This window comes from Leptospira congkakensis (genome assembly GCF_004770265.1).
In the GTDB taxonomy this organism is placed as follows: Bacteria; Spirochaetota; Leptospiria; order Leptospirales; family Leptospiraceae; genus Leptospira_A; species Leptospira_A congkakensis.
Genome location: NZ_RQGQ01000017.1, coordinates 146,336 through 171,554, shown reverse-complemented (window position 1 = coordinate 171,554; position 25,219 = coordinate 146,336). Strand labels below are relative to the sequence as shown.

The window sequence follows — 25,219 nt, the reverse complement described above, 5'->3', positions numbered from 1 at the left end:
ACATTCAAGATTTTTAGATTGATTCTAATCGAATTCTATTTATGAAAAAAGTTATCCATTTCTTCGTCTACAAACCATTAGTTGCCAATTTGGTTTTTATCTTTTTGTTCCTTGCGGGGATGATTTCCGTTTTATCTATGAAACGAGAAGCGTTCCCTCGGGTAAACTTTCGCCAGGTACGTGTTCTTACGGTTTATCCTGGCGCAAGTCCTGTGGACGTAGAGAAAAAAGTTACCATTCCCATTGAAGAGAAATTACGTGAAGTAGAAGGATTGGATTCTGTTCGTTCCATCTCTCGTAACTCCGAATCCGATATCAGTATCAAAATCGATTTAGAACACAGTAATCCTGATGGTGTTGTGAACGATATCAGACGTGCTGTAGATCGTGTGACTAATTTACCTACGCAAGTCAAAGACAGACCTATTGTTACAGAACAAAAGAGTTCCAACTTTCCAGTGTTAGAGATTGCGATTCATGGTGCCATGAATGAAATGGAACTTCAGGAAATGGGTCGATTCATCGAAGATGAAATGCGCAAAGTTTCTGGTGTTTCTCGTGTGGATGCTTTTGGAAAACGAAAAGAAGAGTGGCGCATTCGTGTTGATCCTGAATTAAAGAAACGATACACACTTGGTTTTTCAGATATCATCAATGCCATTTCCAAAAGAAATATCAGTGTTCCTGCAGGTTCTTTTTTAAGACCGATCACTCAAGACATTCGAGTGACTGGTGAAATTAATGAAATCAACGATATTAAAAATATCCCCATTCGTTCGAATGAAACCGGAAATACGATTCTTTTATCGCAAGTTGCCAATGTAAAAGATACTTATGAAAGGCCACGTGTGATTGCTGTTGTGAATGGGGAACCGGCTTACGTCTTACAAATCATTAAAAAAGACAGTGCTGACATCATTCGTACAGTGGAAGCAGTTCAAGAACGAATTGATGAATTAAAAAAACAAATTCCAGCAAACATTCAATTTACGGAATTAAACAATGAAGGAGCACGTGCGATCAAAAGATTGGATGTTGTAATTACAAACTCACTTCAAGGTTTGTTTTTGGTTGTTGTTGTTCTAATCCTCTTTTTTAGTTTTAAAGATTCACTTTTAACAAGTTTATCTTTACCACTGACATTGTTTGCAACTACCATTGCATTTCCTATTTTTGATGTATCTTTCAACTTAGTATCAATGCTCGGGATTATCATTTCCCTGGGGATGTTAGTTGATAATAGTATTATCATTTCTGAAAACATCTACAAACATCGATCTAAAAAAGTTGATTCTAAAGAAGCAGCTGTTCTTGGTGCAAGTGAATTGTTTGTTCCTATCATTGGTTCTTACCTAACCACTGTTGCTGCATTTTTACCGATGGCATTTATGTCTGGAATTATGGGTAAATTCATTTGGCAGATTCCATTTATGGTGATCGTTGCTTTGACTTTATCTTTGTTTGAATCTTTTTTATTACTTCCTGTTCGTTATGCACAGTTCACATCTCACGAAGTCAAAAAACGTTCGAAACATCGCGAAAAGTTTCGTTCTGTTTTAGAAAATGGATTTGAATCTTTAAAGTCTGGATTCACAAATTTTATCACAAAGGTTGTGAATCGTCCTTTTCTCACACTAGGTTGTATTCTAATCGTGTTTTTATCTTCTTGCGGACTTGTCGGACTCATGAACTTCAATTTGTTTCCGAAGGAAGGAATTGATTATGTAATGGTTCGTGCGGAATTTCCTCCTGACTTTTCAGCTCAAGAAACCACCAAACAACTGCAATACTTTCAACCAATTTTGGATAAAATTCCAAAAGAAGAAGTACAAAGTATCATTTTAAAAGTTGGAATCCAACAAACGGATCCAACAGATCCATTAACTCGGATTGGGGAACAGTTGGGAATGGCACAGATCATTCTTGTTCCAGAAACAGAACGAAAACGAACTGCCCAGGAAATTTTTGGTGAATTAGAACCAGATTTAAAAAAACTTCCAGGTGCTGTTTCAGTTATGGTGGATTTGGTTGTGAACGGTCCACCAATTGGGGCTGCGGTGACTGTTGCAATCGAAGGACGCGATTATAAAACTTTGAAACAAATTTCGAATGAGATGCAAGGTTTTCTCAAAAAACAAGAAGGTGTGATCAATATCAATGATGATTACAAACCTGGTAGAGAAGAAATTCAAATTCGTATGAAAGACACTGCCTCTGCCATTACGGGAATTGATACTGAAGTTACTGCTTATTATGTGCGAACTGCGATGGAAGGGTTAGAGGCATCTAACTTGCGTAAGGGTAAAGATGAAGTCAAAATCGTAATCCAGAATGATGACCAGTTCCGTGATGGATTGGAAGACTTGGATTCTATTCAAATATCTAATAAATTTGGTCTCCTAACACCAATCACTGCGGTTACCACAAAAACTACCGTCCAAGGGATTGAAGCGTTGTATCATAATGATTATGAAAAAGCCATTACTGTCCTTGCTGACGTGGATGAAGCCAAAACAAGTTCTTCTATTGTGAATGCTAAAATCGTGGATGAGTTTGGAAACATTGGTAAAAAGTATCCTGGTTATAAAATCAAATTTCGAGGAGAACAAGAAGAAACTGCCAAGTCTATGGTTTCACTTCTTACCGCTGGTGTTCTGGCATTCTTTGGAATTTTTGCCATCCTTGCGATCATCTTCAATAGTATCAAAAAACCAATTCTGATTTTGTTATCGATTCCTTTAGGATTTGTTGGGGTTGTATTTGGGTTTTTGATTTCAGGAAAGGCTTTAAGTTTTCTTGCTATGATCGGGATCATTGGTCTTGCGGGAGTGATCGTGAACGCTTCCATTGTACTTGTGGATACCATCGAAGAATTTCAAGCAAAGGGAGAAGGTTTGTATAATTCTCTCATTACCGCATCAGCAGAAAGATTCCGACCGATTTTGGTAACAACACTCACCACCATGGCCGGAATGATTCCTACAGCTTATGCGATCGGTGGATCGGATCCTCTTCTCATTCCTATGACACTTTCTTTGGCATGGGGACTTGGATTTGGAACCTTTGGATCACTCATCTTTATCCCTGCAAGTTTCTCTGCTTATTACAAACTAAAAAAACGAACGTAAGTTAGTTGTATTAGTAATGATTGAGAACATCTTCGGCAAACCCGAGGATGTTCTCAAGTTTCAATTTTTTCCCATTGTCTAAAACCACGGTTCCGTTAAAAGTTCCAAACACTTGGTGTTGGACTGTTTTAATGATTAAAAAATTCATATAAGAATTTCTATCGACAATTGGCGTAAAATCTAATTCCAAACGATTGTTATTGGAAGTAAATTTCCATGGAGCCATGTAGTTTTTGGTATCGATGATAAAATCCACTTCCTCTAGTTTATGAATTTTACCATCATAAAGAATGATATTTTCAGAAGCAGGACTTCGGTCTGTAAATCCATATCCTAAATTGAGACCAAATGGTTTCCCATCCACCCAAGCAGAGACGGAACTCCAATACCATCTGTTTTTATAAGTCCAAACACCACGCCCCCAATCTAGAGCCCCAAAGTCTTTTTTGGAATCAAATTGATAAGTGGTATTTCCAACAGACACTTGGCCCGAAGCAGGCATACAATTGATTTTAGTATTATAATAGAATGCTTTTCTGTTTTCTTTCCAAGAGGTTGCGATATTCATCGAATCCATTTTGGGTTCGGTAAGTTCAATTTTTCCCTGGATACCTTTGTGACCATCGGGTGCATCAAAAGATTTGGATTCAAATTCTAAAATTCGTTTTCCGTTTATGACTTCAAATCGAATTCGTAATTTTTTATCTTCAAACTGAACGAGTCCACTGCTATTAACACGAGGGAATCCAGTAGATCCCAAAGGTAAAACAGAGAGAGTATCAATTTGTTTGAATGTTCCATGTTTGAAATCTAAAAAACAAATTGCAAATAGTCCCGCATAACCTAAATCAGATGCCGTTATTGTGATTCCAAATTCTTTTGTAGGCGACAAAATAGAGTAATAATCCCATTCCTTGATTTTTAATGCGGAGGCGGCGATACTTTCACGGTTATAAGTCCAAAAAGGAGACCTAGCCCAACCTTCTTCCGTAAGGGTTCCATCAGTTTTTAGTAAAGGGATTTGTTTTTTAATCTCAGGCATAAACTGATTCAAAAGGATTCATCACTTTCGGCGAGAAGTTTTTATTAGAATCACTAAGAGCGAATTGACAGGAAATGAATTCCATTGCAGACTCGGTTTCGCTTACGCACCGCAAATAAGGAAAAACGAACCATGAGTCAATCCATTCCAAAAGAACAAAATTATGATTATGACTTTATTATAGTAGGGTCTGGTTTTGGAGGATCTGTTTCTGCTTACAGGTTATCTCAAAAAGGTTATAAGGTTTTAGTAATTGAATCAGGAAAAAGATGGAAATCAACCGACTTCCCAAAAACCAATTGGAGTCTTCGTAAATACTTATGGATGCCAAAGTTAGGTTTTTACGGAATCCAAAGGATCAATTTACTGAATGATTTTTTACTCGTGAGTGGGGCAGGTGTGGGTGGAGGTTCATTAGTTTATGCTTGTACGTTATATGTTCCTTCAGCGAAAGTTTTAAACTCTCCTTTGTATTCTAAAATGGGTGGGGAAAAATCATTATTACCATATTATGATGTTGCAAAGCATATGCTTGGTGTAACGGAGAACCCACAACTTTGGGAACCGGATCAAATTTTGTTAGAAACTGCCAAAACCTTTGGTAAAGAAGATACTTTCCGAAGAACGCCTGTGGGAATTTATTTTGGAAACAAAAAAGATCTCAAGGATCCTTTTTTTGGAGGGGACGGCCCTGATCGAGATCCTTGTAATTTTTGTGGTGGTTGTATGGTGGGTTGTCGTCATAACGCGAAAAACACTCTCGACAAAAACTATTTGTATTTAGCAGAAAAGTTGGGAGCTGTTATACTTCCAGAAACTAAAGTCACTTCTCTCATTCCTCTGAATGAAAAAGGAATTCCTGACCCAGAAGCCAGTGGTGAGTTCGGATATGAATTAGAATCAAACAGTACAACAGGTTGGTTTGGTTATCCGAAAAGAAAGTTTCGATCCAAACAAGTAGTTCTTTCTGCTGGAGTGATGGGAACAGTTGGACTTCTACTTAAAATGCAATTTGAAAACAAAATGATTCGTTTATCAGAAAAGTTAGGTGATACAGTTCGTACCAATAGCGAAACCGTATTACCGGTAACAGTTCCTGCAAGTAAGGGTGTTGATTATTCACGAGGGATTGCCATTACATCTTCTGTCCATCCCGATGAAAATACTCATATCGAACCTGTTAGGTATTCCAAAGGTTCAGATTTTTTTGCTCTCCTTGCCAGTGTGATGACCGATGGGGGAGGGAAGTTTCCTCGACCTCTTAAATTTTTTTGGACGATGCTTCGCCATCCAATTTATTTTTTAAAAGCCCATAACCCAGTTGGGTTTGCAAAAAACTCTATCATCTTACTTGTGATGCAAACTGTTGATAATAGCGTACGACTTGTTCGTAAAAGACGAATCATTTGGCCTTTCCAAAGAACTATCACATCGGCTCTTTCCACTGGTGAACCCACACCAACTTATATTCCGATTGCCAATGCCTTTACAAGGAAACTTGCAGAGATTGTCGGTGGGATTCCTCGCAGTTCTTTCAATGACACTTTACTCAGTGCCCCTTTGACAGGCCATATCATGGGTGGTTGTATTGTCGCTGACACACCGGAAAGGGGTGTGATCGATATGGAAAACAAAGTTTTTGGATACGAGAACCTACGTGTTTGTGACGCGTCCATGCTTACAGTAAACTTAGGTGTGAATCCTAGTTTGACCATTACAGCGCTTTCGGAACGAGCCATGAGTTTTGTTCCTACCAAGGATAAAACAGCGATCCAATTTTTATCTTTTGAAACCAAAAAAGGTTTTGATAAAATCCTTGGTTCGATTCCGAAAAATCCTTCCGTTAAAAAATCGACTTCTGTGAGGAAACGTTTATCATTACCTAAATGAGTTTGATAGACATAGCCAAATCAGGTAACATCGAGGAATGGGATGCCGCGATCAGTGCCGGATCCGATCCGAATGAATTAGATTCTTATGGAACGAATGCTCTCTCCTGGATGTTAAAGATGGAGAGTGCGGAGCTCTTTCGTCACGCCATCCAAAAAGGGGCCGATCCTTCTTCTCCTTATCGCATTCCTGGCAACGTCATCTTTGATGTAATCAACCAAAACAAAGAATCCTTTCTACAAATTTTAGTGGATACAGTTTCTGTTTGGAAAAATTCAAATCATCTTCTCACCAGAGATAAAAACGGGAACACCATCTTTCATTTGGCAGTTCTTGAGTCAGCAGAATCTCTTTGGGATGTATTATTCAATTCCTTATCGGATGAGATAGTTTCTTTGCGAAATGAAGAAGGTCGCTCTGTATTTTTAGAAGCAATCATCGAAGACCGAATTGAGATCGTCACCAAACTTTTGTCAAAGTTTCCAGATATCGATCAACAAATAGATCGTGAAGGAAAAACAGCACTCCATTTGGTTGCTGAAAGAAACTTACATGAGTTATGTTCGTTTCTTTTGGAAGGAGAAAAAGTTTCATTAGAAACAAAAGATAATTTCGGAAATACGGCTTTGTTTTTATCTGCTTCCGCCGATGCTGTTGAATGTATGACTGACCTTCTTCATGCCGGTGCCAATCCTTTTGTGTGGGGCGAAAATGAGGAATCAATCACGAGGTTACTTGACCGTGAAAAGTTTGGTCATTCGTTCAAAACTTGGAAAGACTTTGTGATCCAAAAAGCAATCCTCGGCGCGGGGTATGTACGCCGAGAAGAAATGATCGAATTTCTTCGAAAAGAAAAACCTCTCAAACCAGAAGAGTTAACCAAAGCTAAGTTAGTTGATCTGATCTGATTTTATTTCTTTTGATTAGACCAGGTTTTGTTACTTTTGCGGAGTGGAATCATCTCCTAAAAATTTTGGCCCATAGTTTCCTTCCCTGTCCGTATAGGATCTTTCCGATTTAGGACTTTCAAACGAATAATGTTGTTCAATATTCGTTTTGAAAGGAGCATTCTCCGGAGATTCGCCGTATTGGTGTAACTCTCTAATTCTTAAATCGGATCTGGGATGTTTTCCAAGTCTTCCTTGGAACTGAAAGAAAGAGGATAATTTTGGATCTACCTTATGGTGGCCGTCAGGATCTTTGTCTGCTGGTTGGCCTATCCATCCTGGTTCTTCCCAAGAAACGAGCCTTTCAATTCTTGCTTTGATCATTTTACGTGCATCTACATAACGGGTTGGTTCGGGGAGGTCCTTACATTCACAATCATCCAATGTTGCTGTTTTGTCCGTGATTCCTGATCCAATTTTAACATTGGTTAAATCTTTTTCTGACAAATCTTTAGGAATGATGAGAATCGAATTTTCCGGATCAAAACTAGGAAATACATCCCAAGGATCAGAAATATAATTAAAGAGTGCATTCCCTGCATGGAGTTTGACCGTATAACCACCATAAGCTGATGTTGGGTTCCCGCCATCGGAGCCCATATTCCCTTTGGCCACATAAAGGATCGGATGGTTTTTTAAGGAGTTGATATTTCGAAAATCAGTATCGAGAAGGATATGATCATGACCCGTGAGTAAAATTCGTTTTGGTTTTCCATCTTTTGAAACCAGCAAAGCATAGGATTCTAAGTCACCTTGGTGGATATTCCCGAACTTAGTTGGCCCTTCGTTCCAATCATACCAAATCCAATACGAAATAACCATATCTCCATTTCCTATTTCATACCAGTAGTTTCCATTATCTCTAAATCCAGGTAAGGCTTCCTTTCCAGTTCCCGATACAGTGGAATTGGCATAACGTACATGATAGTACAAATGGGTTTGTTTTTCTGTTTCTCTAAGGTCAGGAAATTCTACATAGTTCCAAGTAGTTTGGCCTGTGGTTTTACGACGGATGTCTTTATTGGGAAGAGTGTATTCTTTTGACTGAAAATAATTTGCATACTTTTCTATATTCGTCGGTAAGTATTTTTTATCTTTGTGAAAGACAAGGATGGGAGCAAATTTTGATGCTAACTCCTCTTGTTTTCGATTTGGGATTAGGTTCTCTTGACTTACAAAAGTAAACTCATGAGTTATGTTTGGATTTTTAGAAAACGAATCTGTATTTTGAATCCAAAATGGATTATGACCTGGTGAATATTTTCCGTAAACTTTTTCTATTCCTTCTAAGCTAATGGAAAGATGAGTCCACTGGTTTGGTGTAACCTCTTGAAAGCCTATTTGATCCGTAGATGACTGAATTTTTTTTGCGTTCTTATGCGATAGGATGGCAACGGGAGTATAACAGTCTTTAGCACTTGTATTTGGACAAAAATAGAATTTTAAGCGATAAGAAATGCTTTCCCCTTTCAACTCTTTGGGAATGGATTTGAGTTTGAATTGGAAACTTACGGATATTGGTTTCGTAATTTCCGTATCTTTCCTTTCAGAACTAGAACAGGAAATGATTAAAAGAAGGATTACGGCTAACGAAAGATTGGTTGTCATTTTAGTGATGGGTTTCATTTGTTTTTTAGGGCATAAAAAAACCCCTGTAACCAGGGGTTCCTTGCTTTAGAAAGACTTAGATTATTCTGCGTCTTTTTTTGCTTTTTTCTCTTTTTTGGCTTTCTTAGCTTTTTTACCTTTTTTCTCGCCATGTTTATGATTTTTTTTCTCTTTTTTCTCACCGTCTTTATTATTGATTTTTTCTTTTTTAGGTTTAACGGTTTCGGAAGCCTCTTCAGTTTGCATTGTAGGCTCTTCGTCTGCTTCTGTTTGAGCAAAAACACCAAAAGTGCTGAAAGAGAAAATAGAGAGAATCACAAGAATTTTTTTCATTTTTTACCTCGTATGGAATGTGCACCAATTAGATACTATTTCGATGAATAGACAATCGTAAATTTTAGGATTTTTGTGAATTATTTACCAACGCAAAATTTGCTAAAAATTCTACCGAGGATTTCTTCATTATCCACATGTCCATTGACTTCGCCAATTTCTTTGAGAGAAGTGTTGATTTCCTGAATATAAATTTCTGCAGGTGCGTTATCTTCCATCAGCCGAATGGCTTCGGATAAACTAGATTCTATTTTTTGAATATGATATCTTTGTCGGTCTTCTAATAAAACCACATCTTCCGAGTTATCTTGGGAGGTGAGTTTTGTTTTCAAAAGTTCTAATAAATGAGGAATCCCGATTTTTGTTTTACAAGAGATCTCTGTAATTTCCAATTCGAATTCATTTTGTAACTCATCTAATTGGTTTCTGTTCCAATCTTTGTTTTGATCATCGATTTTGTTCGCAACAAGGATGGCACCACGAAGTCTTTCTTTATGTTTTTCTAAAAACAAAGTTTTATCGAATGGAATTGAGGTGTCGATGAGAAGCAATTTTACATTGGCACTATCGGCTTCGCGTTTACTTCGTTCGATTCCCATTTGTTCTATGTTATCTGATGTATCTCGAATGCCTGCAGTGTCCACGAGTCGAATCGGAATTCCATCCAAACTCAATTCCTCAGCGATATAATCTCTGGTAGTGCCGGGAATGTCAGAGATTATCGAACGATCTTTTCCAATGAGTAAATTCATCAGGCTCGACTTACCTGTATTTGGCTCTCCAAATAAAACAACAGTGGATTGTAAAATTAATGTTTCTGCACGTTCCGAATCTTTGATGAGTTTAGAACAAAGATTTTTTAGAGAAATCATTCGATTTTTCCTTTCTTCCAAACTTTCGAAGGTTAAGTCTTCCGTAGAAAAATCAATTTCTGCTTCGCATTCTGCTTTGAGTGAAATCAAATCACTTCGGATTTTAGAACTTAACTTTGTAATTTCGCCAAATACATTTTTTTGGGCTAACTCTAATTCATATCGAGAGCGAGCTTCAATGAGTCGACCAATCGCTTCTGCACCGGATAAATTGATTTTTCCATTTAAATAAGCTCTTTTTGTAAACTCACCCTTTTGCGCAGGTCTTGCTCCTTTTTCAAAAAGGATTTGTAAGGCACGTTTGAGAAGGATTGGATTTCCATGTAAGTGGAACTCGGCTAAATCTTCACCTGTATATGAGTTAGGTGCCGGAAAGTAAAAAAATACAATTTGGTCTAATGGTTTTTCTGAATCTATAAAATCACAGAAGATGGCAGTGCGTTTTTGGTTTGAGATGAATTCTTCGGTGAGAGGAGATCCGTTTTTTTGGAGAACGGCAAGGGCAATTGGCAATACGGCAGAGCCCGATACCCGAAGGATGCCAATCGCTCCGGGCCCTGAGGCTGTGGACAATGCCGCAATGGTATCAATCAAGATCTTCTTGGTCTACTCCGTCAGCAAAGTCTTCCACTGGAAGGCCTTTTTTAGTTGGATCTTCCAAATCTTTATATTTATGTTTTTCTTTTGCTGAGATGACACGAACTCGTTTGAAAGTTCCGTTTCCTTCTGATCTTGTGAACACTCTTTCGTCTTCTTGGATTGCCATGTGAACAATTCTTCTTTCAAAAGGATTCATTGGATCGAGTAGTTTTGATCTACCCGATTTGATGACAGATGCAGCAATTGATTTTGCCAATCGAATGAGAGATAACTCGCGTTTGTCACGATACGATTCAATATCCAAAACGATTTTTCGGTTATGACGAATTTTTGGATCGACCATTAGGTTGAGAAGGAATTGAAGTGAATCTAATGTGCCGCCTCTTTTTCCAATAATGAGTCCAGATTCTTTACTAGTAAGTTCGACATAGATTTTTCCATCTACATCACCCATTCCAACCACTTCGGCAGGGATCCCCATTTTTTTCAAAATAGTAATGATCACTCCATGAATGATTTTTTCGGATGGGATGTCGTTGTTCGCAACAAACGCACGTACGACGGCTGGTTTTTTTTGTGTGATTCCTAAAAATCCGGATTTTCCGGAATCAACTACTTCGAATCGTAAATCGCCTGGTTGGAGGCGAAGTGTTTCGAGTGAATATTCTTCTGCCTCACTTTTAGTTTTTCCTTCGGCTTCGAAAATGTAATTATTCATCTGTGATCTTCCTTGTTAAACAATGATTTCATTTTTTCTTTTTGTTCTGGTTTCTAAAACCCGGTCTTGCAACCGCTGAAGCGTTGTTTGCTGGTTCTGGCCCATTATTTTTTGGTTTTTTATCTTCCGATTTACCAAACTTGTTCGTATACAATTGTTGTGCGATGGACAGAATGTTTTGCATTGTCCAATACATTGTCACACCAGCAGGCATAGACCAAAAGAAGTATAACATGATTACAGGCATCATGTACATCATCATCTTTTGGTTAGGATCTGAGGAAACAGTTGTCATTCGAGACTGAACAACTTGTGTAGCCACCATAATGAGTGGAAGGATATTGATCGCAAGGGCACCAATAAAAGCTAACTTTGGAGTTGTATAAACAGTGTCCGGTTCACTTAAATCGGTGATCCATAAAAATGGAGAATTCCAAAGATCCACTGTATCAGAGAAAGCAGTATACAATGCGATAAAGATAGGAATTTGGATGAGCATCGGAAGGCAACCAGCCATTGGATTGGTTCCGTTCTTTTTGTATAACTCTACCGTTTTTTCTTGTTTGAGTTTTGGATCATCTGCGTATTTTTCATTGATGAGTTTGATTTGTGGAGATAATTCCTGCATCTTCTTCATCGATTCCGCTTGTTTTTTGTTCAGCGGATAAAATGCTAATTTGAAAAGTATGGCAAAAATAACAATCGCCCAACCGTAGTTAGGAATGACGAGATAAATCTTTTTTAGAATCCAAACAATTCCGTTACGAAGAGGAGTTGTAATCCCTTGGTTGAAAGATTTGTCGAGAGAATCACTAAGGCCTGCAAATACAGAGTCTTTGTTGATTTTTGGATCAAGTTTGCTGTCACGGAAAGCGGTTCCATCAAGTTCTCTTACGCCAACATAAGCAGCATAATCTAAGTTAACTTCTTCGCCAGGCCCAAGTTTCCAATTGTCATAAACAAGAAGAACTCCTGTTTCGTTTCCTTTGCGATTATCAAGAAGAACTCCTGCTGGTTTGTCATCCAATGGATCGATAACTCCAATGAAGTAACGGCTACCTGTTCCCACAAAGTCTACTTTTTCGTTAGAGCCTTTTTTGATCTCGTAACGAGTGTCTTTTCCATCATTTGAACCAAAAAAGTTATCAAAAAAACCTTGTGTAGTTGTTCCGTCTACGTGGTCTTTAAAACTTCCATCTAAATAGTAATAACGGAAGTAGTGAGCATTGTCACGATCATTAAAATCTTCTTTTTTCTTAAGTACTGGACCAAGGGAACTAAAGGATCTAAAATAAACATCAGATTTTGATGAAGAAATATTGATGGTTTCGTTTGATCTATTTTTAAGTGTTAAATGAAATTTAAAATAATTTTCAGAAGGGAAAAATTGAAATTTCTTTTGGATTGTAAATTTTCCATCTAACGAAGGTGCTTCGAAGATTATAGTTTTTGTTTCAGCGTTGTAACTGGAACTAAAGTTTACTAAGTTGTATGCTGAAAAAGGAATTGTGTCTTTGTCTTCAATGATGTTGAAGTCAAAACCTTGGCCTCTCGAGAGTTCCACTGCTTTTTCAGTTTGTCCATCAAATTCAATTTGAAACTTAGGATCTTTTGCGACGGCAAATTCGGAACCATCTGGTTCTTTATGATCTTTGATATAATATTCAGTGATCCTTCCACCTAAACTAGAAAAACGAACTAAAAAAGAATCTGTTTTTAAAGCAAAGGTTTTTACATCTTCTGGTTTTACCGGATTTAACTTTGTTGTTTCAGTTGTTGGTTTTTTTAATTCTGCTTTCGGATCTGTAGTAGTTCCGTTCGTTTTCTCTTTTTCAGAGACTTCCTTGTTGGAAACTTCGTCAACGGTTTTGGGTTTCGGTGTTTGTGGTGGAAAGAAGAAGTAGTTAATCCCCATCCATACTGCTAAACTGATGAATAGCGCTAGGAATAAACGACTTTGTCTGTTAGTGGAATCATTTTGCATAAGTTAACTCTTGTTAAAGGATTTCGGTAATGGGTCATGCCCACCTTCGTGATAAGGGTGGCATTTAGAAATTCGAACAACACTTAGACAGAACGCTATATACCATGGATAGGTTTCAAACGCTTGTTTGGCGTATTCAGAACAACTGGGGGTAAACCGGCAAGCCGGAGGCAATAGTGGGGACAGCAGTTTTTTGTAGAGGTAAATAAGAACCAAAAACAGCCGATTCATGGGAATTGTTTTAGAGCCGAAAGGAACAAAACCTCTCGGTCTTCCTTAGATAACTTCGCAAATTCTTTCTGAACGAGTAGGGCACAATCGTATCCTACTGGTATTAAAGAAAGATGGTTCCGAACCAGTTCTCTGAGAATTCGTTTAGAACGGTTTCGTGCAACGGCTGTTTTGTGAGTTTTATCGGGACAAAATAAAAAACTGGCAAACGGAAGGCCGTTTTTTCGAACAAGCCATCGCATCGGTGGCCTGCCCATTTTACGATTCTGACGAAAGAGTTCCTGGATCCTGGTTTGGTCGCGAAGGGTCTCCGCAGGAAGCTCCTAAATTAGAACTTTCTCCCGATTTTTTCGTCGGAAACAGTCAATTTAGCACGTCCTTTTCTTCTTCTGTTGGCTATCACATTTCTTCCGCCTGGGGTAGCCATTCTGGCTCGGAATCCGTGAGTTCTCACGCGTTTAATTTTACTCGGTTGGAATGTACGTTTCATGAAACACCTAATTAATCTATATATGATCGCAAAAATATGAGGTCTTTTGAAAGGTTTTTGGTACCCCCATGGAAGTCAAGGGGAATTGGGAAAAATGATTGGACAGCGACTTTCTTATGAGACATAAGGCAAAAACATTCAGTTTTAGGTGAGGGACTTAGTTTTTCCACTTCCTTACCTTGGTGGTTGGCTCGTTCTTGGGCTTATCATGGGAACTGGGTTTGTTTGCCACCTTCTTTGGAAATCGAGTTACCTTTTACAGCGACTTTCGTTCGATAGTGAGTTTCTTTATAGTATCGCTTTCTTTGGAAACCGAGTTACCTTTTCCCATCACTTTCTAAGGAAAATCGGAAACTCTCTTTCCTGAATTTCTCGCTCTCCGTTTCCATTCTTTTAAAGGTATTCAAAATCTTGGTGCCAAACGAAACCATACTCTATGTGCAAAGGTAACCAGCTGAAAAAAGAAAGTGACTTACCTTTTCGCCTGATGTTCAAAATTACCTCGGTTTCCTTTGTGATCGGTTTCCTTTCGACTATGGCTTTACTTGCCGAGCCAACAAAAGATCCAAATCTAGAGTTTGCTTTCAAAGAGTCCATCCAACATTTTAAGCGGATGCCAAAAGATACCAAATTACGTTTTGGGGATGAGGAATATACAAATGAAGAGATTCTTCATTCTTTAGAAAATCTCCAAACGGTAATCCGAGATACACCCTCTCACAAAATTCAAAATGAAATCAAAAAACAATTTTTATTCATTGAATTGAGCCCTTCTGATGGTCCTCCCACTATAACAGGATATTATGAAGTACGAATTAATGGAAAAAGTAAACCAGAAGGAGAATATCAATACCCTGCATTGTCTCCGCCAAAATCTGATCAAACGATGTCCGAAAATCCAAAATTCTTTCTTAGGGAAAAGTGGAATCAAAGGTCTGTTTGGGAAAAATATTCCAAACCAATTGTTTTTTTGCGTTTGACAGACTTACATTTAGCTCAGTTGGAAGGATCCGCATTTGTTGAAACAGAAACAAAAGAAAAATTTCGAATCAATTATGCAGCCGACAATGATCAGAATTATATTAGTCCTTCTGTTCACCTACAAGGAATTTGCCCCAGTTTAAAACCATACCATCTTTCAAATTGCATTCAATCCAAACCTAAAGAAGTTACTGAAGCCATTTTAATGAATCCAAGATATATATTTTTTGAAAAAGAATCTTTGCCAAAAACACAACTAAATGAAAGTTTCTTTGGACCATTGGGTAGTGCTGGAATTCGATTGGTCTCATTTCGATCCGTTGCTATGGACAAACAAATTCCGTTAGGATTACCCATATTACTTTCCTTTTCATCGAGAGGAGAAGTAATAAACAATCGGTTGGTGTTTGTTCATGATAGAGGCAATGCAATTACTGGTGCGGGTCGTTTGGATTATTATTTGGGAAGTGGTGATGGTGTGGAAGAAATGGCAAACAATTTGTTAACCAAAGGAAAAGTAACTTTGTTACTTCCCAAAAAGGAGAAAACTAGAAATAAATAAGTCTCTTCTATTACTAGATAATTCAAATGGTTTAAAAATGAATTAAATAGTCATAAAATAATTTTGAAGAACATCATCTGAGGTTTTAGAGCCTTCGCGATATTTGAGAACTTTTACTTTTCATTTTTTATTCCTTGAAAGAAAATCACAAAAAGAGTTTCGATTTCTTGGTTTGGATCCAAGGGAAACTTTGGTGCTAATACAAATTTTGTAATCAAAAAACTAGCACCCAAACTAAAAGAGGCTCTAACAATTTGCTCTGCATCTAAATCCTTTCTGATATCACCCATTTCTTGAAAGTATTGGATGGCTTTTACGGAAGTATCATATAGGTTTATTTTCCAAAGATTACCAAAGATCTCGGAAAATTCTTTGGAGAAAAGAAGGGCACCAAGAAGTAGTTTTAATTTTTTGGGTTCTTGTGCTACGGCATCATACCTTGCTTTTAAAATTGAAATGTACCAATCTTTGAAATTTGGTTTCAGCGATTCTAGTCTTTCTTTTAGATCGGACATATGACCAGGTACAATCGTTGAAAGAAGTAATCCCGATAAAACCCGTCTGTATAAATCATTTTTTGAAGGAAAGTATTTAAAGAGTGTACGTTCTGTAACGCCAGCTCTTTTCGCTAACTCTGCTGTTGTGGCGCCGGTAAATCCTAATTCAGCAAATACATCCTCAGCCGCTTTTACTATGTCTTTTTCCTTTTCCGACTCTGGATTTTGATAAGCATTAAATTCATTTTGTAGTAATTTTAAGGTCAGTTTCATGGGTTCACCCGAGTCCGTTTGGAATCATTTTTTATACATGGGTAATTTTTTCGATTGATTTTTTGTATAGTATTTACTTTACATTGAAATAACTAGGTATAGTGATTACTGTACAAGGAGAGTCGAAATGAAAAAAGTCAAGTTGGGTTTACTACCAAAGTTAGAAATTCAATGGAATCGTAAGTCCGTGGAATCCGCGGAATCAGGAAGGGAGATACTTGCGGATGGACGGGTCAAATATTGGATTCGCCATGATACAATCAGAGGCGTACATCCAAAAATGTTGGTTTGGTGGTTCCAACATTTGGAAGGGGAAATCGAATATGAAGGAAAGATTTACAATCGTTATCATGTATGGCATCCAGAAGATCATGTCCATGTCAGTTATGAAAAACGAAAACCTGATGGCAGTGTGGGACCAGGGGCGGAACTTCGAATTGTAGAATACTTAGGTAGGAATAAGAGTTATTTAGTAAATGTAGTGAGTCCTATCGAAAAATTAGATGAAGAAGGTTTCGTTCATAATCCAAAACTTTATGGGTTTTTGCCTATAGCAAGAATGGAATATAGTTTTAAGGACAGTAACGAAGGAACTCGTTATGAAAATTGTTTGATTGTTGGATGGAAGGGACTGAGTTTTAAGTTGATACGACCATTCTTTGAGTTTTTGTTTTTTGACAAACAACACGGTTTTTTTTGGATCAAACATAACATTGAAGAGGTGGGTCAGTTCGAAAGATTTTTGCCAAATCTTTATAGGAAAGAAAATGAAAATTTACGGTGACAAAAAATCAGGAAATAGTTATAAACTTTTACTTGTAACTTCGTTCTTAGAAATTCCTTATGAATGGTTAGATGTTGATATCAAAAAAGGAGAAACCAAAACCGATTCATTTTTAAAAATGAATCCAAATGGAAAAATTCCCGTTTTGATTTGGAACGATGGAAGGATTTTATCTGAGTCCAATGCCATTCTAAATTTTTTAGCGGAAGGAAGTCATCTGCTTCCCAAAGATAACTTTGAAAGAGCTAAAGTGTTACAATGGCAGTTTTTTGAACAGTACAGTCATGAACCATACATTGCAGTAGCAAGATTTATCAGCCATTATTTGGGAATTCCTGAGGAGAGGCGTGCCGAATACGAATCAAAACAAGTGGGTGGTCATAAAGCCTTACAAGTTATGGAAACACAGCTAACAAAAACTAAATTTCTGGTAGGAGATTTTATAACTACCGCAGATATATCTTTGTTTGCTTACACTCATGTTGCTCATGAAGGTGGATTTGATTTATCGTTATATCCAAAAATCTTAGATTGGATCAAACAAATCCAATCTTTAGATAAATTCAGACCAATGAATTCAGTCTGAATGAAGTTTACATTGTTCGACGTCAGTTTCTAATTCGATAGTAGTGTGAATAATTTCAAACTCCAAGGCAATTTCTCTAATCTTTTCTTTAATATTTTGAAATTCATTTAGTTTGACTGATTTGTCTATGAGTACATGTAAAGAAGCTACATGATGACTTCCATCTAAACTCCAGATTTTGATATCGTGAACCGACTGAATTCCTTTGATTTTTTCCCAATGTTCGATAAGGTCAGTACGATCAACAGATTCTGGAACTGCTTGTAACATCACAATCATTACTTGTTTGATATTACCGTAAGCATTCCATAAAATCCATAAAGCAATAAGCAGAGATAATAATGGATCAAACCAAGGAAACTTAAAGTACATCATAACAACGCTGCCAATAAGAACTGCAACCCATCCAAGTATATCTTCTAAAAAATGAAGGAACACTGCTTTCTCGGATAATGATTTGCCATGGTTGAGTCGAATCATAGCAACACCATTAACAACAACACCAATGATGGCGAGTATAAACATAACATCTGCTTTAGTTTCTTCTGGAGTGATGAATCTTTTTATAGATTCGATGATCATAAATATGGATCCAACAGAAAGGATTACTGAAATGATGAGTGCACCAAGTATGGAGAAACGTTTGTATCCATAGTCAAATAAATTGTCTTTAGGTTTTGTTGAAACTTTTTGTAGATACCAAACGAGAGCCAATGACAATGCATCGCCAAAATCATGGAAGGCGTCGGAAATGATGGCAATACTATTGGAAAAAATTCCTCCAACCAATTCTATAAGAGAAAAACTTAAGTTAAGTGCAAAAGCCCAGGCTAAATTTTTAGAAGTGGAAGTTGTATGAAGATGGTTATGATCGTGCACGTGGTGGTCGTGTTTAGAATGATTATGACCTTGTCCCATACAGGATATATTTTTAGATTTGATTTTTCTCTGCAACTAAGAAAGAGAAGGAAAATAGATGTTAATTGGAAATTCGAATTTGTTAATCAAACAGTATTTCTGGTCTTGAATATAGATAACCTTGGACTACATGGCAAGAGGTTTGTTTTAAACGAAGGATTTGTTCTTCGTTTTCAATTCCTTCTGCAATTGTTTTTAATCCCAAAGAATCTGCTAAACGGCAAATCGATTCTAGTAGTGAAAAATTCCTATCAGAACTTGCAATATCATCTAAAAACGATTTATCAATTTTTAATTCATCAAATTGAATTTTCTGCATATAATGAAGTGATGAATACCCCTTTCCAAAATCATCCAGTGAAACAGAAATACCTTTGGATCTAAGTTCGGAAACAATTCTCTGTATGGTTTCAATTTCATCTAAAAACACATCCTCTGTGATTTCGAATATAATGTTTTTCGGTTCAATTTTTTGTTCCGTTAAACATTGAATGATATATTCATTGAAGTTTGGATATAAAAAGAAAATAGGTGAAATGTTAATCGAAATTTGGATGTCATTTCCAAAAGATTTTAGTAGTTTTGGGATGTGAGAAAGAACTTTCTCAAAAATACATTTTCCAAATGGAACAATTAACTCTGATTTTGTGATAATGGGGATGAACTCATCAGGAGGAACATTTCCAAATTCAGGTGCATTCCACCTGGCCAGAGCTTCGAGTCCAATTGTTTTTTTCGTAATGATATCAACTTTCTCTTGGTAAGCAATTTTAAAGTTTTTTTCGTTAATGGTTTTTTCTAAATATATTTTGAGTTTTTGTTCTCTTTCGATTTTTAATTCCATTCCAGGTTGAAACCAAACTAATTTTGGCAAAGTCTCTTCTCTTGCTACATTCATTGCTATAGAAAGTTTACGAATAACTTCATCAATATGGTTCGCGTCAATAGGGTATTGAATTCCCGATGCTCGGTATTGTAATCGATGACCTAAATTTTCTGGAGTGAGTAATTCGTTGTTGTTAAGATCAAATTTGATAATTGCATCTTCAATTTTTGTTTTAGATGAATTTTCGATCCAAAGAATGAATTGATCTCCTCCTAAACTTGCGACTAATAAATCTGGTTGTTCATCTGAATATAATTTTAACACGCAACCAGTTAATGCTAATATTTGATCACCAAATCCTATTCCATGAAGTGCATTGATTACTTTTAATCCTTTTAAATTGATTAAAAGTAAAAATGCCTCCTTAACACCTGAATGAATTCTGTTTTGAATCAACTTTTCAAAAAGATAACGATTTGGAAGATGAGTTAAGGAATCATAAAATGCAAGTTTATCGATATGTTTTTGAGATTTTAATATTTTGCTTCTCGATTCTTTGAGATAAACTATATTTTTAATTAACTTTGCTCTAAGCCTTTGGATTAAAAATCCACTTAGAATGGAAAAAATAACAAGACTAATGGATTTAAAATACCACTCTCTTGGACTATTGTTTCTCATTCCTAAGAATTCTGGAAATTGTATCCAGGAAAAATACACCATAACACCAAATATTCCAGGAAGCATGGAAATTAAGAGAGATGAAATTAAACTGATGATAGGTGGAAGAAAAACAAAAAAAGAAATAATGATGAATGCTAATGAGATTTCACCAGTTCCGAGTAGTCCACTTCGGATAAAAGATAAAACAGAAATAAAAACAGCGGTACCAATTAAACTAAAAACTCTGATGATCAGAGGGACTCTATTTTTTAATAGATATTCTAGATATAAAATGACTGCAATCGAGAGATCTACAAAAAAGAAAATATAATCAATTTCTCCTTGGTTTGTAAAAAATGGAACTACATGCAAAAAAGCTGCAATAATAAACAAAGTCGCTGCAATGAATATAAAACGACGAAGCAGGGGGGTTGTATCCTTCCTGAATTTCGTCCAATAGACATAGTTAGCTTTCTCTGTTACCATTTGATTATCATTAGACGACTTGAACTTACCTGAGAAAACTTTAAAAAAGCCTTTTCTTAATGATTGGTCAGGACTAAGTTATCCTCATTGTGACGAATACTAATGATTTACCGGCCAAGTCTCCCCAAGATTCTGCAGTAGAAACTAGACATCTTGTTCTTCCTAATGATGCTAACCATTACGGAACAGCATTCGGTGGAGCCATTATGAGTTGGATCGATTCGATTGCAGCTATGTCAGCACAAAGACATTCTGGTCACGAAGCTGTGACGGCAAGTATAGATCGAATTAACTTCATCACACCAATTCAAATCGGTGACCATGTGAATTTGAAAGCCATGGTAAATTACGTGGGAACTACTTCGATGGAAGTAGGGGTGCAAGTAAATCGAGAAAATCCATATACTGGAGAAATGGTTCGAGCCACAACCGCCTATCTATCGTTTGTTGCTTTGGACTCAAATAAAAAACCTTGTCCCGTTCCTCCCTTACGATTGGAATCGGAACTGGAAAAACGTAGATATGCAGAAGGAAAACTCCGAATTGAAATGGCAAAGGAATTTGCAGCTAGAATCAAAGTCGGAAGAAAATAGATTTAAAAATACCGTTCATACTCAGCGATTATGGTAGTCACTTCCACAGAAGGAACAAAATATTTTTCTCTAACTTTTAAATAGTCAGGATCAGCAAAAAAACGATCCTTTCTTTCCTTGTTTTTGAAAAAAATCAAAAAAACTCGATTGATAGGGTTTTCCGTTTCTGATTTTAATGTTTCCTCTATTCTAAAATCATAACGAAATCCACCTTCATACTTTTCTAAAATACTACCCATTGCCTTTCGGTATTCAGAATACAGTTGGTCATCTTTTACTTTTAAACCAACAATCGTTTCATAAGATAATAAATTTTTTTCCATATCGTTTGCCCTATTTAAAATTAAGCCATGTTTTGAATCATCTCAAAGTTGTTTTATGTACCAACCATCGTGGATATAATCTTTGATTTTTTGCGATTGTGTATGATAAAGAAAATGACCAATGCAGCCATTATAATCAAAAAAGGAATACTTACTAAATTGAGAGAAAGCCAACCAATTTTGTTTTCCAAATAACCTGCGCTATAGGTGGAAAGGATTGCAAAAGAATAAACGATTGTATCATTTACTGCTTGGATGCTGTTTTTTTCAGAAGGATGGTATTGTTCGACAAGTAGGTTTGTTCCACCTACATACATAAAATTCCAACCAATACCGAGTAAAATCAAGGCTGTTGCAAAGGGTAAAAAATCAGTTCCTTGAACTGCGGCAAAACTTTCCAGTGCCATCACAAAAATTCCCAAAAGAATCAAATAGGGTGCTGTCATTTTCCGCACCAATTGACCTGAGAAAAAAGAAGGAATGTACATTCCTAAAATATGCCATTGTAATACCAATGTAGATGCATGCATTTCGTGGCCATGTGATTTCATTGCCACTGGTAAAGCAGACATAAGCATTGCCATGATTCCAAAACTAAAGGCAGTTGCTAAAATGGAAACCCATAGTCCAAAATTTTGAATATGATAAGAGAACGGACGAATGGCGAATCTGGGCGAAGGTTCCGTTTGATGTTTCGTTATGTTTGAAGATTCTTTGTTAGGTGTTGGTAAAAACAGAATAAAGAAAAATTGCAAACATAAGTTAAAAATTAAAATTAGATAACATCCTAAATATAATGAATTTGGAAAAAGTTCTTTTCCATAGAGGCCTGCAAGTGGGCCGAGAAAAGCCGCAGGAATTCCTGCGATTAAAATCCAAGACAAGGCACTGGCTCTATCATGAGTAGGAACCGATTCCATGGCAACAAATCGTAAGTACTGGACAAAGGCTTGGTGAAATCCATATAACAAATGTGCAATGGAGAAAAGAATAAAAATTTTCTCGTACATAGCGTAAGATATAAGGGCAGCACCAAAAATTCCAATGACTGTTCCTGTAAGTAATCCAAATTTACTTCCTTTCCATTTCATGATTCTGGAAGCAGGAATTAAACCGAGCAGGGTTCCTAAAATCACAAAGGATATGGGTAAAGAAGCAGATTCAGGAGAGGGTGCTATGTTTTGCCCTGCCAACGCAGAGACTGCCATAATCATAACAGTTCCAATTTGAAAGACAGTTTGTGTGATCGAAAAAATTCCCAGAATTTGCAGTTTATCTATAATTTTTTTCATAAGGGAGACATGTTTTAGACAGTCGGAAATCGTATTTTGAAAACTTAGATTCCTAAGTTTGAAATGATTTCTTTCGCTTGGTTTACAAAATGGGTTTCTTCTTCTTTTTGAAAAGGAACAAAGATATTTTTTTCAAAACGAACAGAAAGATGGGCGTATTCGATACAACCTGCTACTGTTAATTCTGGTTTTGCCTTACCCGGAAAAATTTTGATATCCGAACCATTGGGAACCACAAGGGATCTTGGCGGGATTTTTTTTCCTCCGCGAATCATACAACCCGCAGCAATTTGGGAACCGTCACCTATTTCTGCATTATCTAAAACGACAGAACCAATTCCAACAAGAACTCCTCTCCCAATTTTACAACCATGTATCATTACATTATGGCCAACTAACGTCCATTCTCCGATCGAAATGGGGCTTGTGCTATCTGTATGCAATGTGGAATTGTCTTGAATATTGACATAACTTCCTAGTTTGATTGTGTTCATATCGGCTCGTACCACTGCACCTGGCCATAAAGATACGGAAGTTCCATATTCGATCATACCAAAGGCAGTTGCAGAAGGGTGGATGAACGGTTTAGTAAAAACAGGAATTTCTGAATAGGACATGATATCAAAATCAACTTAGACTTTGAATTTCGCAACCGATAAATGTAATATCGTCTTGTTTTACGTCTCCTTCAGTAAACGAAGCTAGTTCACTGAGTACTTTTGCCATTGTATGATCCAAACTCATCTTTAGGTTCTCTTTTAAAATATCATACAAACGCTCTTCTCCAAAGAGTTCTTTCTCTTCATTGAACTGTTCAAAGATTCCATCGGTAAAAAGGAAAATCCGATCCCCTTCTTCGATCTGGTGTTCGATGATTCTATACTGGGTATGGTCCATAAGCCCAATGATTTTTCCAGTTCTTGGAAGTAATTTGATATCATAAACTCTTTGGTGGATTTGGTCTGGGTGGCCGGCTGAGGCATAAAACAATAATTTGTTTTTAAGATCAATATCACAGACAGAACATGTGAAAATAGTTTGGATATTACTATATTTATTGATAAAGATTTGGTTCATATGAAAGACCAAATCATCTGGATGGTCATAAATCATTTTGAGTGATTCATATTCGGCTTTGATCGCCATGGTAATGAGAGCAGCTTGGATTCCATGCCCCGTGGCATCTGCTACAAAGATACGATAGTAATCAGGTTTTACTTGTGTTAAGTCATAAAAATCACCACCGACTTCTGACATCGATTGGTAATAGGAATGAAAGTGGATTCTGGGATCACTTGTTTTGATATCAGAGAACAAAGTTTTTTGGATTTTTTTAGCAACGTTTAAATCCTTTTTGATTAAGTTCAATGATTCATCCAAAGTTTTGGTTCGTTCTCTTACTTTTTCTTCAAGAGTGACAAGTGCTAAGGCTTGAGTATTGGCTTTTTCTTCTTTTAGTTCATTGATTTTATTGGCGAGAGCAAGTGATAAAATTCCCGCTTCCAAAGTGGAACCAATTTGATTTGCATAAATCGTAAATAGATTTACTGGCAAAACACCATTTTGCATCAAAGTATACATCAAAATTCCAAATAATAATGTAATCCAACCAAAAAGAAACAACCTTGCTTGTTTGTTTCCTGTACTATAATTGATTAAAGCAACAACAAGGACAGAAACTACAAATAACTGCGCAATGAGATTTCCTAAACGAACAGCAATGTTTATGGGCAAATAAGAATAAGGAATCAAAATATAAAACAAAACAATAATTTTTAAAGATTGAATGAGTCTATGAGACCAGGGATTTGATTCTCGTAGATTCAAAGTTTGTTGAGCAAAAGTCCAACCAGATACAGCTGAACAGGTAACAATGATGCTACCAATCCGATTGTGAATTTCTGGATGATCAAGAGTGATCACTTGGTTTAATATTCCATTCAAATACATCTGTAGGGCCAAATTAAAAAAAATGGATACGGAATAAGTGATGTATGCTTTTTCTTTTAAGATAAAATAAATGAATAAATTGTAAATTACCATAATGAATATGGTTCCGTAAAAAAATCCGAGAATTGTGTTTTCTAAATTTTCTTTTAAATAAAAAGTATCTTTGGAATAAAAACGAATCAAATAACTTACATTTGATGAAGATTTGGTTTCTAAAATTAATGTTTTGGTTTCATTTTCTTTCCAATCCAATTCGAAAGCGATGGATTTTGAAAACGCATCCCAGTGTGAATGTGCGATAAAATCACCACCTTCTTTTATGGGTTCAGGGTTTCCATCTTCATATACACGAACAAAATCTAAATGTGGATTTCCTAAATCGAGAATCAGTTTGTTTGCGGAAGTTTGGTTGGTTGCTTTGATTCTAAGGTATACATGATCCGATTGGAAACCCAAACTTAAGTTGTTTTTAAAGATAGGTGTCCAACGGAGTTTTTGAAAATTGACTTCAGTGGCAGAAGAGATTGCATAATCGATTTTTTGCGGAACAAAACTATCATCTGTGATGGACTTTTGAATTTCCAATCGGGAACATGATAGTGCCAAACCCGACAAAATGACTGTTAGGAGTGTCCGCATAAA

22 protein-coding genes and 1 pseudogene are annotated in these 25,219 nt (G+C 36.6%); 7 read left to right on the top strand and 16 right to left on the bottom strand.

The genetic code is table 11. The annotated features are described in order from the left end of the window. The first annotated feature begins 41 nt into the window (after window positions 1–41). Window positions 42–3,128, top strand: a complete 3,087-nt coding sequence (locus EHQ70_RS14270) for an efflux RND transporter permease subunit (protein ID WP_135587515.1) — start codon at window positions 42–44, stop codon at window positions 3,126–3,128. A 10-nt stretch (window positions 3,129–3,138) separates the two neighbouring features. Here EHQ70_RS14270 and EHQ70_RS14265 read toward each other — a convergent pair whose 3' ends face one another. Then, window positions 3,139–4,170, bottom strand: a complete 1,032-nt coding sequence (locus EHQ70_RS14265) for a DUF2804 domain-containing protein (RefSeq protein ID WP_135587513.1) — start codon at window positions 4,168–4,170, stop codon at window positions 3,139–3,141. 132 nt (window positions 4,171–4,302) lie between these two features. Here EHQ70_RS14265 and EHQ70_RS14260 point away from each other — a divergent pair, with 132 nt between their 5' ends. Further along, window positions 4,303–6,060 (top strand): GMC oxidoreductase, encoded by a 1,758-nt coding sequence (locus EHQ70_RS14260; protein ID WP_135587511.1) that lies wholly within the window; start codon window positions 4,303–4,305, stop codon window positions 6,058–6,060. Further along, window positions 6,057–6,968: an ankyrin repeat domain-containing protein gene (locus EHQ70_RS14255; RefSeq protein WP_135587509.1), complete on the top strand. Its 912-nt coding sequence runs from the start codon at window positions 6,057–6,059 to the stop codon at window positions 6,966–6,968. Before EHQ70_RS14260 ends, EHQ70_RS14255 begins: the two co-directional genes overlap by 4 nt. Before the next feature lie 30 nt (window positions 6,969–6,998). On the opposite strand, the gene EHQ70_RS14250 is transcribed toward EHQ70_RS14255, so the two are convergent. From EHQ70_RS14250 to rpmH, 8 genes and pseudogenes are all read right to left on the bottom strand, one after another. Continuing rightward, entirely contained in the window at window positions 6,999–8,633 is a 1,635-nt protein-coding gene (locus tag EHQ70_RS14250) for a hypothetical protein (protein WP_135587507.1), read from the bottom strand. Between the two features lie 63 nt (window positions 8,634–8,696). Next, window positions 8,697–8,948 (bottom strand): hypothetical protein, encoded by a 252-nt coding sequence (locus EHQ70_RS14245; protein WP_135587505.1) that lies wholly within the window; start codon window positions 8,946–8,948, stop codon window positions 8,697–8,699. Window positions 8,949–9,028: 80 nt separating this feature from the next. Continuing rightward, on the bottom strand, window positions 9,029–10,414 hold the full coding sequence (mnmE, locus tag EHQ70_RS14240; RefSeq protein WP_135587503.1) for a tRNA uridine-5-carboxymethylaminomethyl(34) synthesis GTPase MnmE: 1,386 nt from the start codon (window positions 10,412–10,414) through the stop codon (window positions 9,029–9,031). Further along, entirely contained in the window at window positions 10,407–11,138 is a 732-nt protein-coding gene (gene jag / locus EHQ70_RS14235; RefSeq protein ID WP_135587501.1) for an RNA-binding cell elongation regulator Jag/EloR, read from the bottom strand. The genes mnmE and jag overlap by 8 nt, the downstream gene beginning before the upstream one ends. A 28-nt stretch (window positions 11,139–11,166) precedes the next feature. Next, a complete protein-coding gene (yidC, locus tag EHQ70_RS14230; protein ID WP_208729561.1) occupies window positions 11,167–13,122 on the bottom strand; it encodes a membrane protein insertase YidC in 1,956 nt (651 codons plus the stop codon). A 3-nt stretch (window positions 13,123–13,125) separates the two neighbouring features. Continuing rightward, window positions 13,126–13,353, bottom strand: coding sequence for a membrane protein insertion efficiency factor YidD (yidD, locus tag EHQ70_RS14225; protein WP_135587499.1), 228 nt, complete (start codon window positions 13,351–13,353; stop codon window positions 13,126–13,128). Further along, window positions 13,350–13,652: pseudogene (locus tag EHQ70_RS14220) on the bottom strand (ribonuclease P protein component); the annotation flags it as partial. The gene yidD and the pseudogene EHQ70_RS14220, both read right to left, overlap by 4 nt. A 29-nt stretch (window positions 13,653–13,681) precedes the next feature. After that, entirely contained in the window at window positions 13,682–13,843 is a 162-nt protein-coding gene (gene rpmH, locus EHQ70_RS14215; protein WP_081431642.1) for a 50S ribosomal protein L34, read from the bottom strand. 436 nt (window positions 13,844–14,279) lie between these two features. Between rpmH and EHQ70_RS14210 the strand changes: the two genes are divergently transcribed. Beyond that, a complete protein-coding gene (locus EHQ70_RS14210; protein WP_135587496.1) occupies window positions 14,280–15,386 on the top strand; it encodes an MltA domain-containing protein in 1,107 nt (368 codons plus the stop codon). 113 nt (window positions 15,387–15,499) lie between these two features. On the opposite strand, the gene EHQ70_RS14205 is transcribed toward EHQ70_RS14210, so the two are convergent. Beyond that, on the bottom strand, window positions 15,500–16,156 hold the full coding sequence (locus tag EHQ70_RS14205) for a TetR/AcrR family transcriptional regulator (protein ID WP_135587491.1): 657 nt from the start codon (window positions 16,154–16,156) through the stop codon (window positions 15,500–15,502). 127 nt (window positions 16,157–16,283) lie between these two features. Between EHQ70_RS14205 and EHQ70_RS14200 the strand changes: the two genes are divergently transcribed. Both EHQ70_RS14200 and EHQ70_RS14195 read left to right on the top strand, forming a co-directional pair. Continuing rightward, the gene (locus EHQ70_RS14200) at window positions 16,284–16,940 is read left to right on the top strand and encodes a DAPG hydrolase family protein (protein WP_135587489.1); all 657 of its coding nucleotides are present in this window, start codon (window positions 16,284–16,286) and stop codon (window positions 16,938–16,940) included. Then, the gene (locus EHQ70_RS14195) at window positions 16,924–17,526 is read left to right on the top strand and encodes a glutathione S-transferase family protein (protein WP_135587487.1); all 603 of its coding nucleotides are present in this window, start codon (window positions 16,924–16,926) and stop codon (window positions 17,524–17,526) included. The genes EHQ70_RS14200 and EHQ70_RS14195 overlap by 17 nt, the downstream gene beginning before the upstream one ends. On the opposite strand, the gene EHQ70_RS14190 is transcribed toward EHQ70_RS14195, so the two are convergent. Continuing rightward, window positions 17,518–18,444: a cation diffusion facilitator family transporter gene (locus EHQ70_RS14190; RefSeq protein ID WP_135587485.1), complete on the bottom strand. Its 927-nt coding sequence runs from the start codon at window positions 18,442–18,444 to the stop codon at window positions 17,518–17,520. The two genes, EHQ70_RS14195 and EHQ70_RS14190, sit on opposite strands and share 9 nt — an antisense overlap. A gap of 82 nt (window positions 18,445–18,526) precedes the next feature. Beyond that, window positions 18,527–20,419: a putative bifunctional diguanylate cyclase/phosphodiesterase gene (locus EHQ70_RS14185; RefSeq protein ID WP_135587483.1), complete on the bottom strand. Its 1,893-nt coding sequence runs from the start codon at window positions 20,417–20,419 to the stop codon at window positions 18,527–18,529. An 89-nt stretch (window positions 20,420–20,508) separates the two neighbouring features. On the opposite strand from EHQ70_RS14185, the gene EHQ70_RS14180 reads away from it, so the two are divergent. Next, a complete protein-coding gene (locus tag EHQ70_RS14180; protein WP_135587481.1) occupies window positions 20,509–21,012 on the top strand; it encodes an acyl-CoA thioesterase in 504 nt (167 codons plus the stop codon). A gap of 2 nt (window positions 21,013–21,014) precedes the next feature. Here the strand turns inward: EHQ70_RS14180 and EHQ70_RS14175 are convergent, their stop codons facing one another. Genes EHQ70_RS14175 through EHQ70_RS14160 form a run of 4 tightly spaced genes read right to left on the bottom strand, consistent with a single transcriptional unit; the run spans window position 21,015 to window position 25,216 of the window. Further along, window positions 21,015–21,335, bottom strand: a complete 321-nt coding sequence (locus EHQ70_RS14175) for a DUF1330 domain-containing protein (RefSeq protein WP_135587479.1) — start codon at window positions 21,333–21,335, stop codon at window positions 21,015–21,017. Between the two features lie 53 nt (window positions 21,336–21,388). Continuing rightward, complete coding sequence (locus EHQ70_RS14170) at window positions 21,389–22,627, bottom strand: MFS transporter (protein WP_135587477.1); 1,239 nt, start codon at window positions 22,625–22,627, stop codon at window positions 21,389–21,391. 44 nt (window positions 22,628–22,671) lie between these two features. Continuing rightward, a complete protein-coding gene (locus EHQ70_RS14165; RefSeq protein WP_425270049.1) occupies window positions 22,672–23,229 on the bottom strand; it encodes a gamma carbonic anhydrase family protein in 558 nt (185 codons plus the stop codon). Window positions 23,230–23,254: 25 nt separating this feature from the next. Beyond that, entirely contained in the window at window positions 23,255–25,216 is a 1,962-nt protein-coding gene (locus EHQ70_RS14160) for a 7TM diverse intracellular signaling domain-containing protein (protein ID WP_135587473.1), read from the bottom strand. Between the last annotated feature and the right edge of the window lie 3 nt (window positions 25,217–25,219).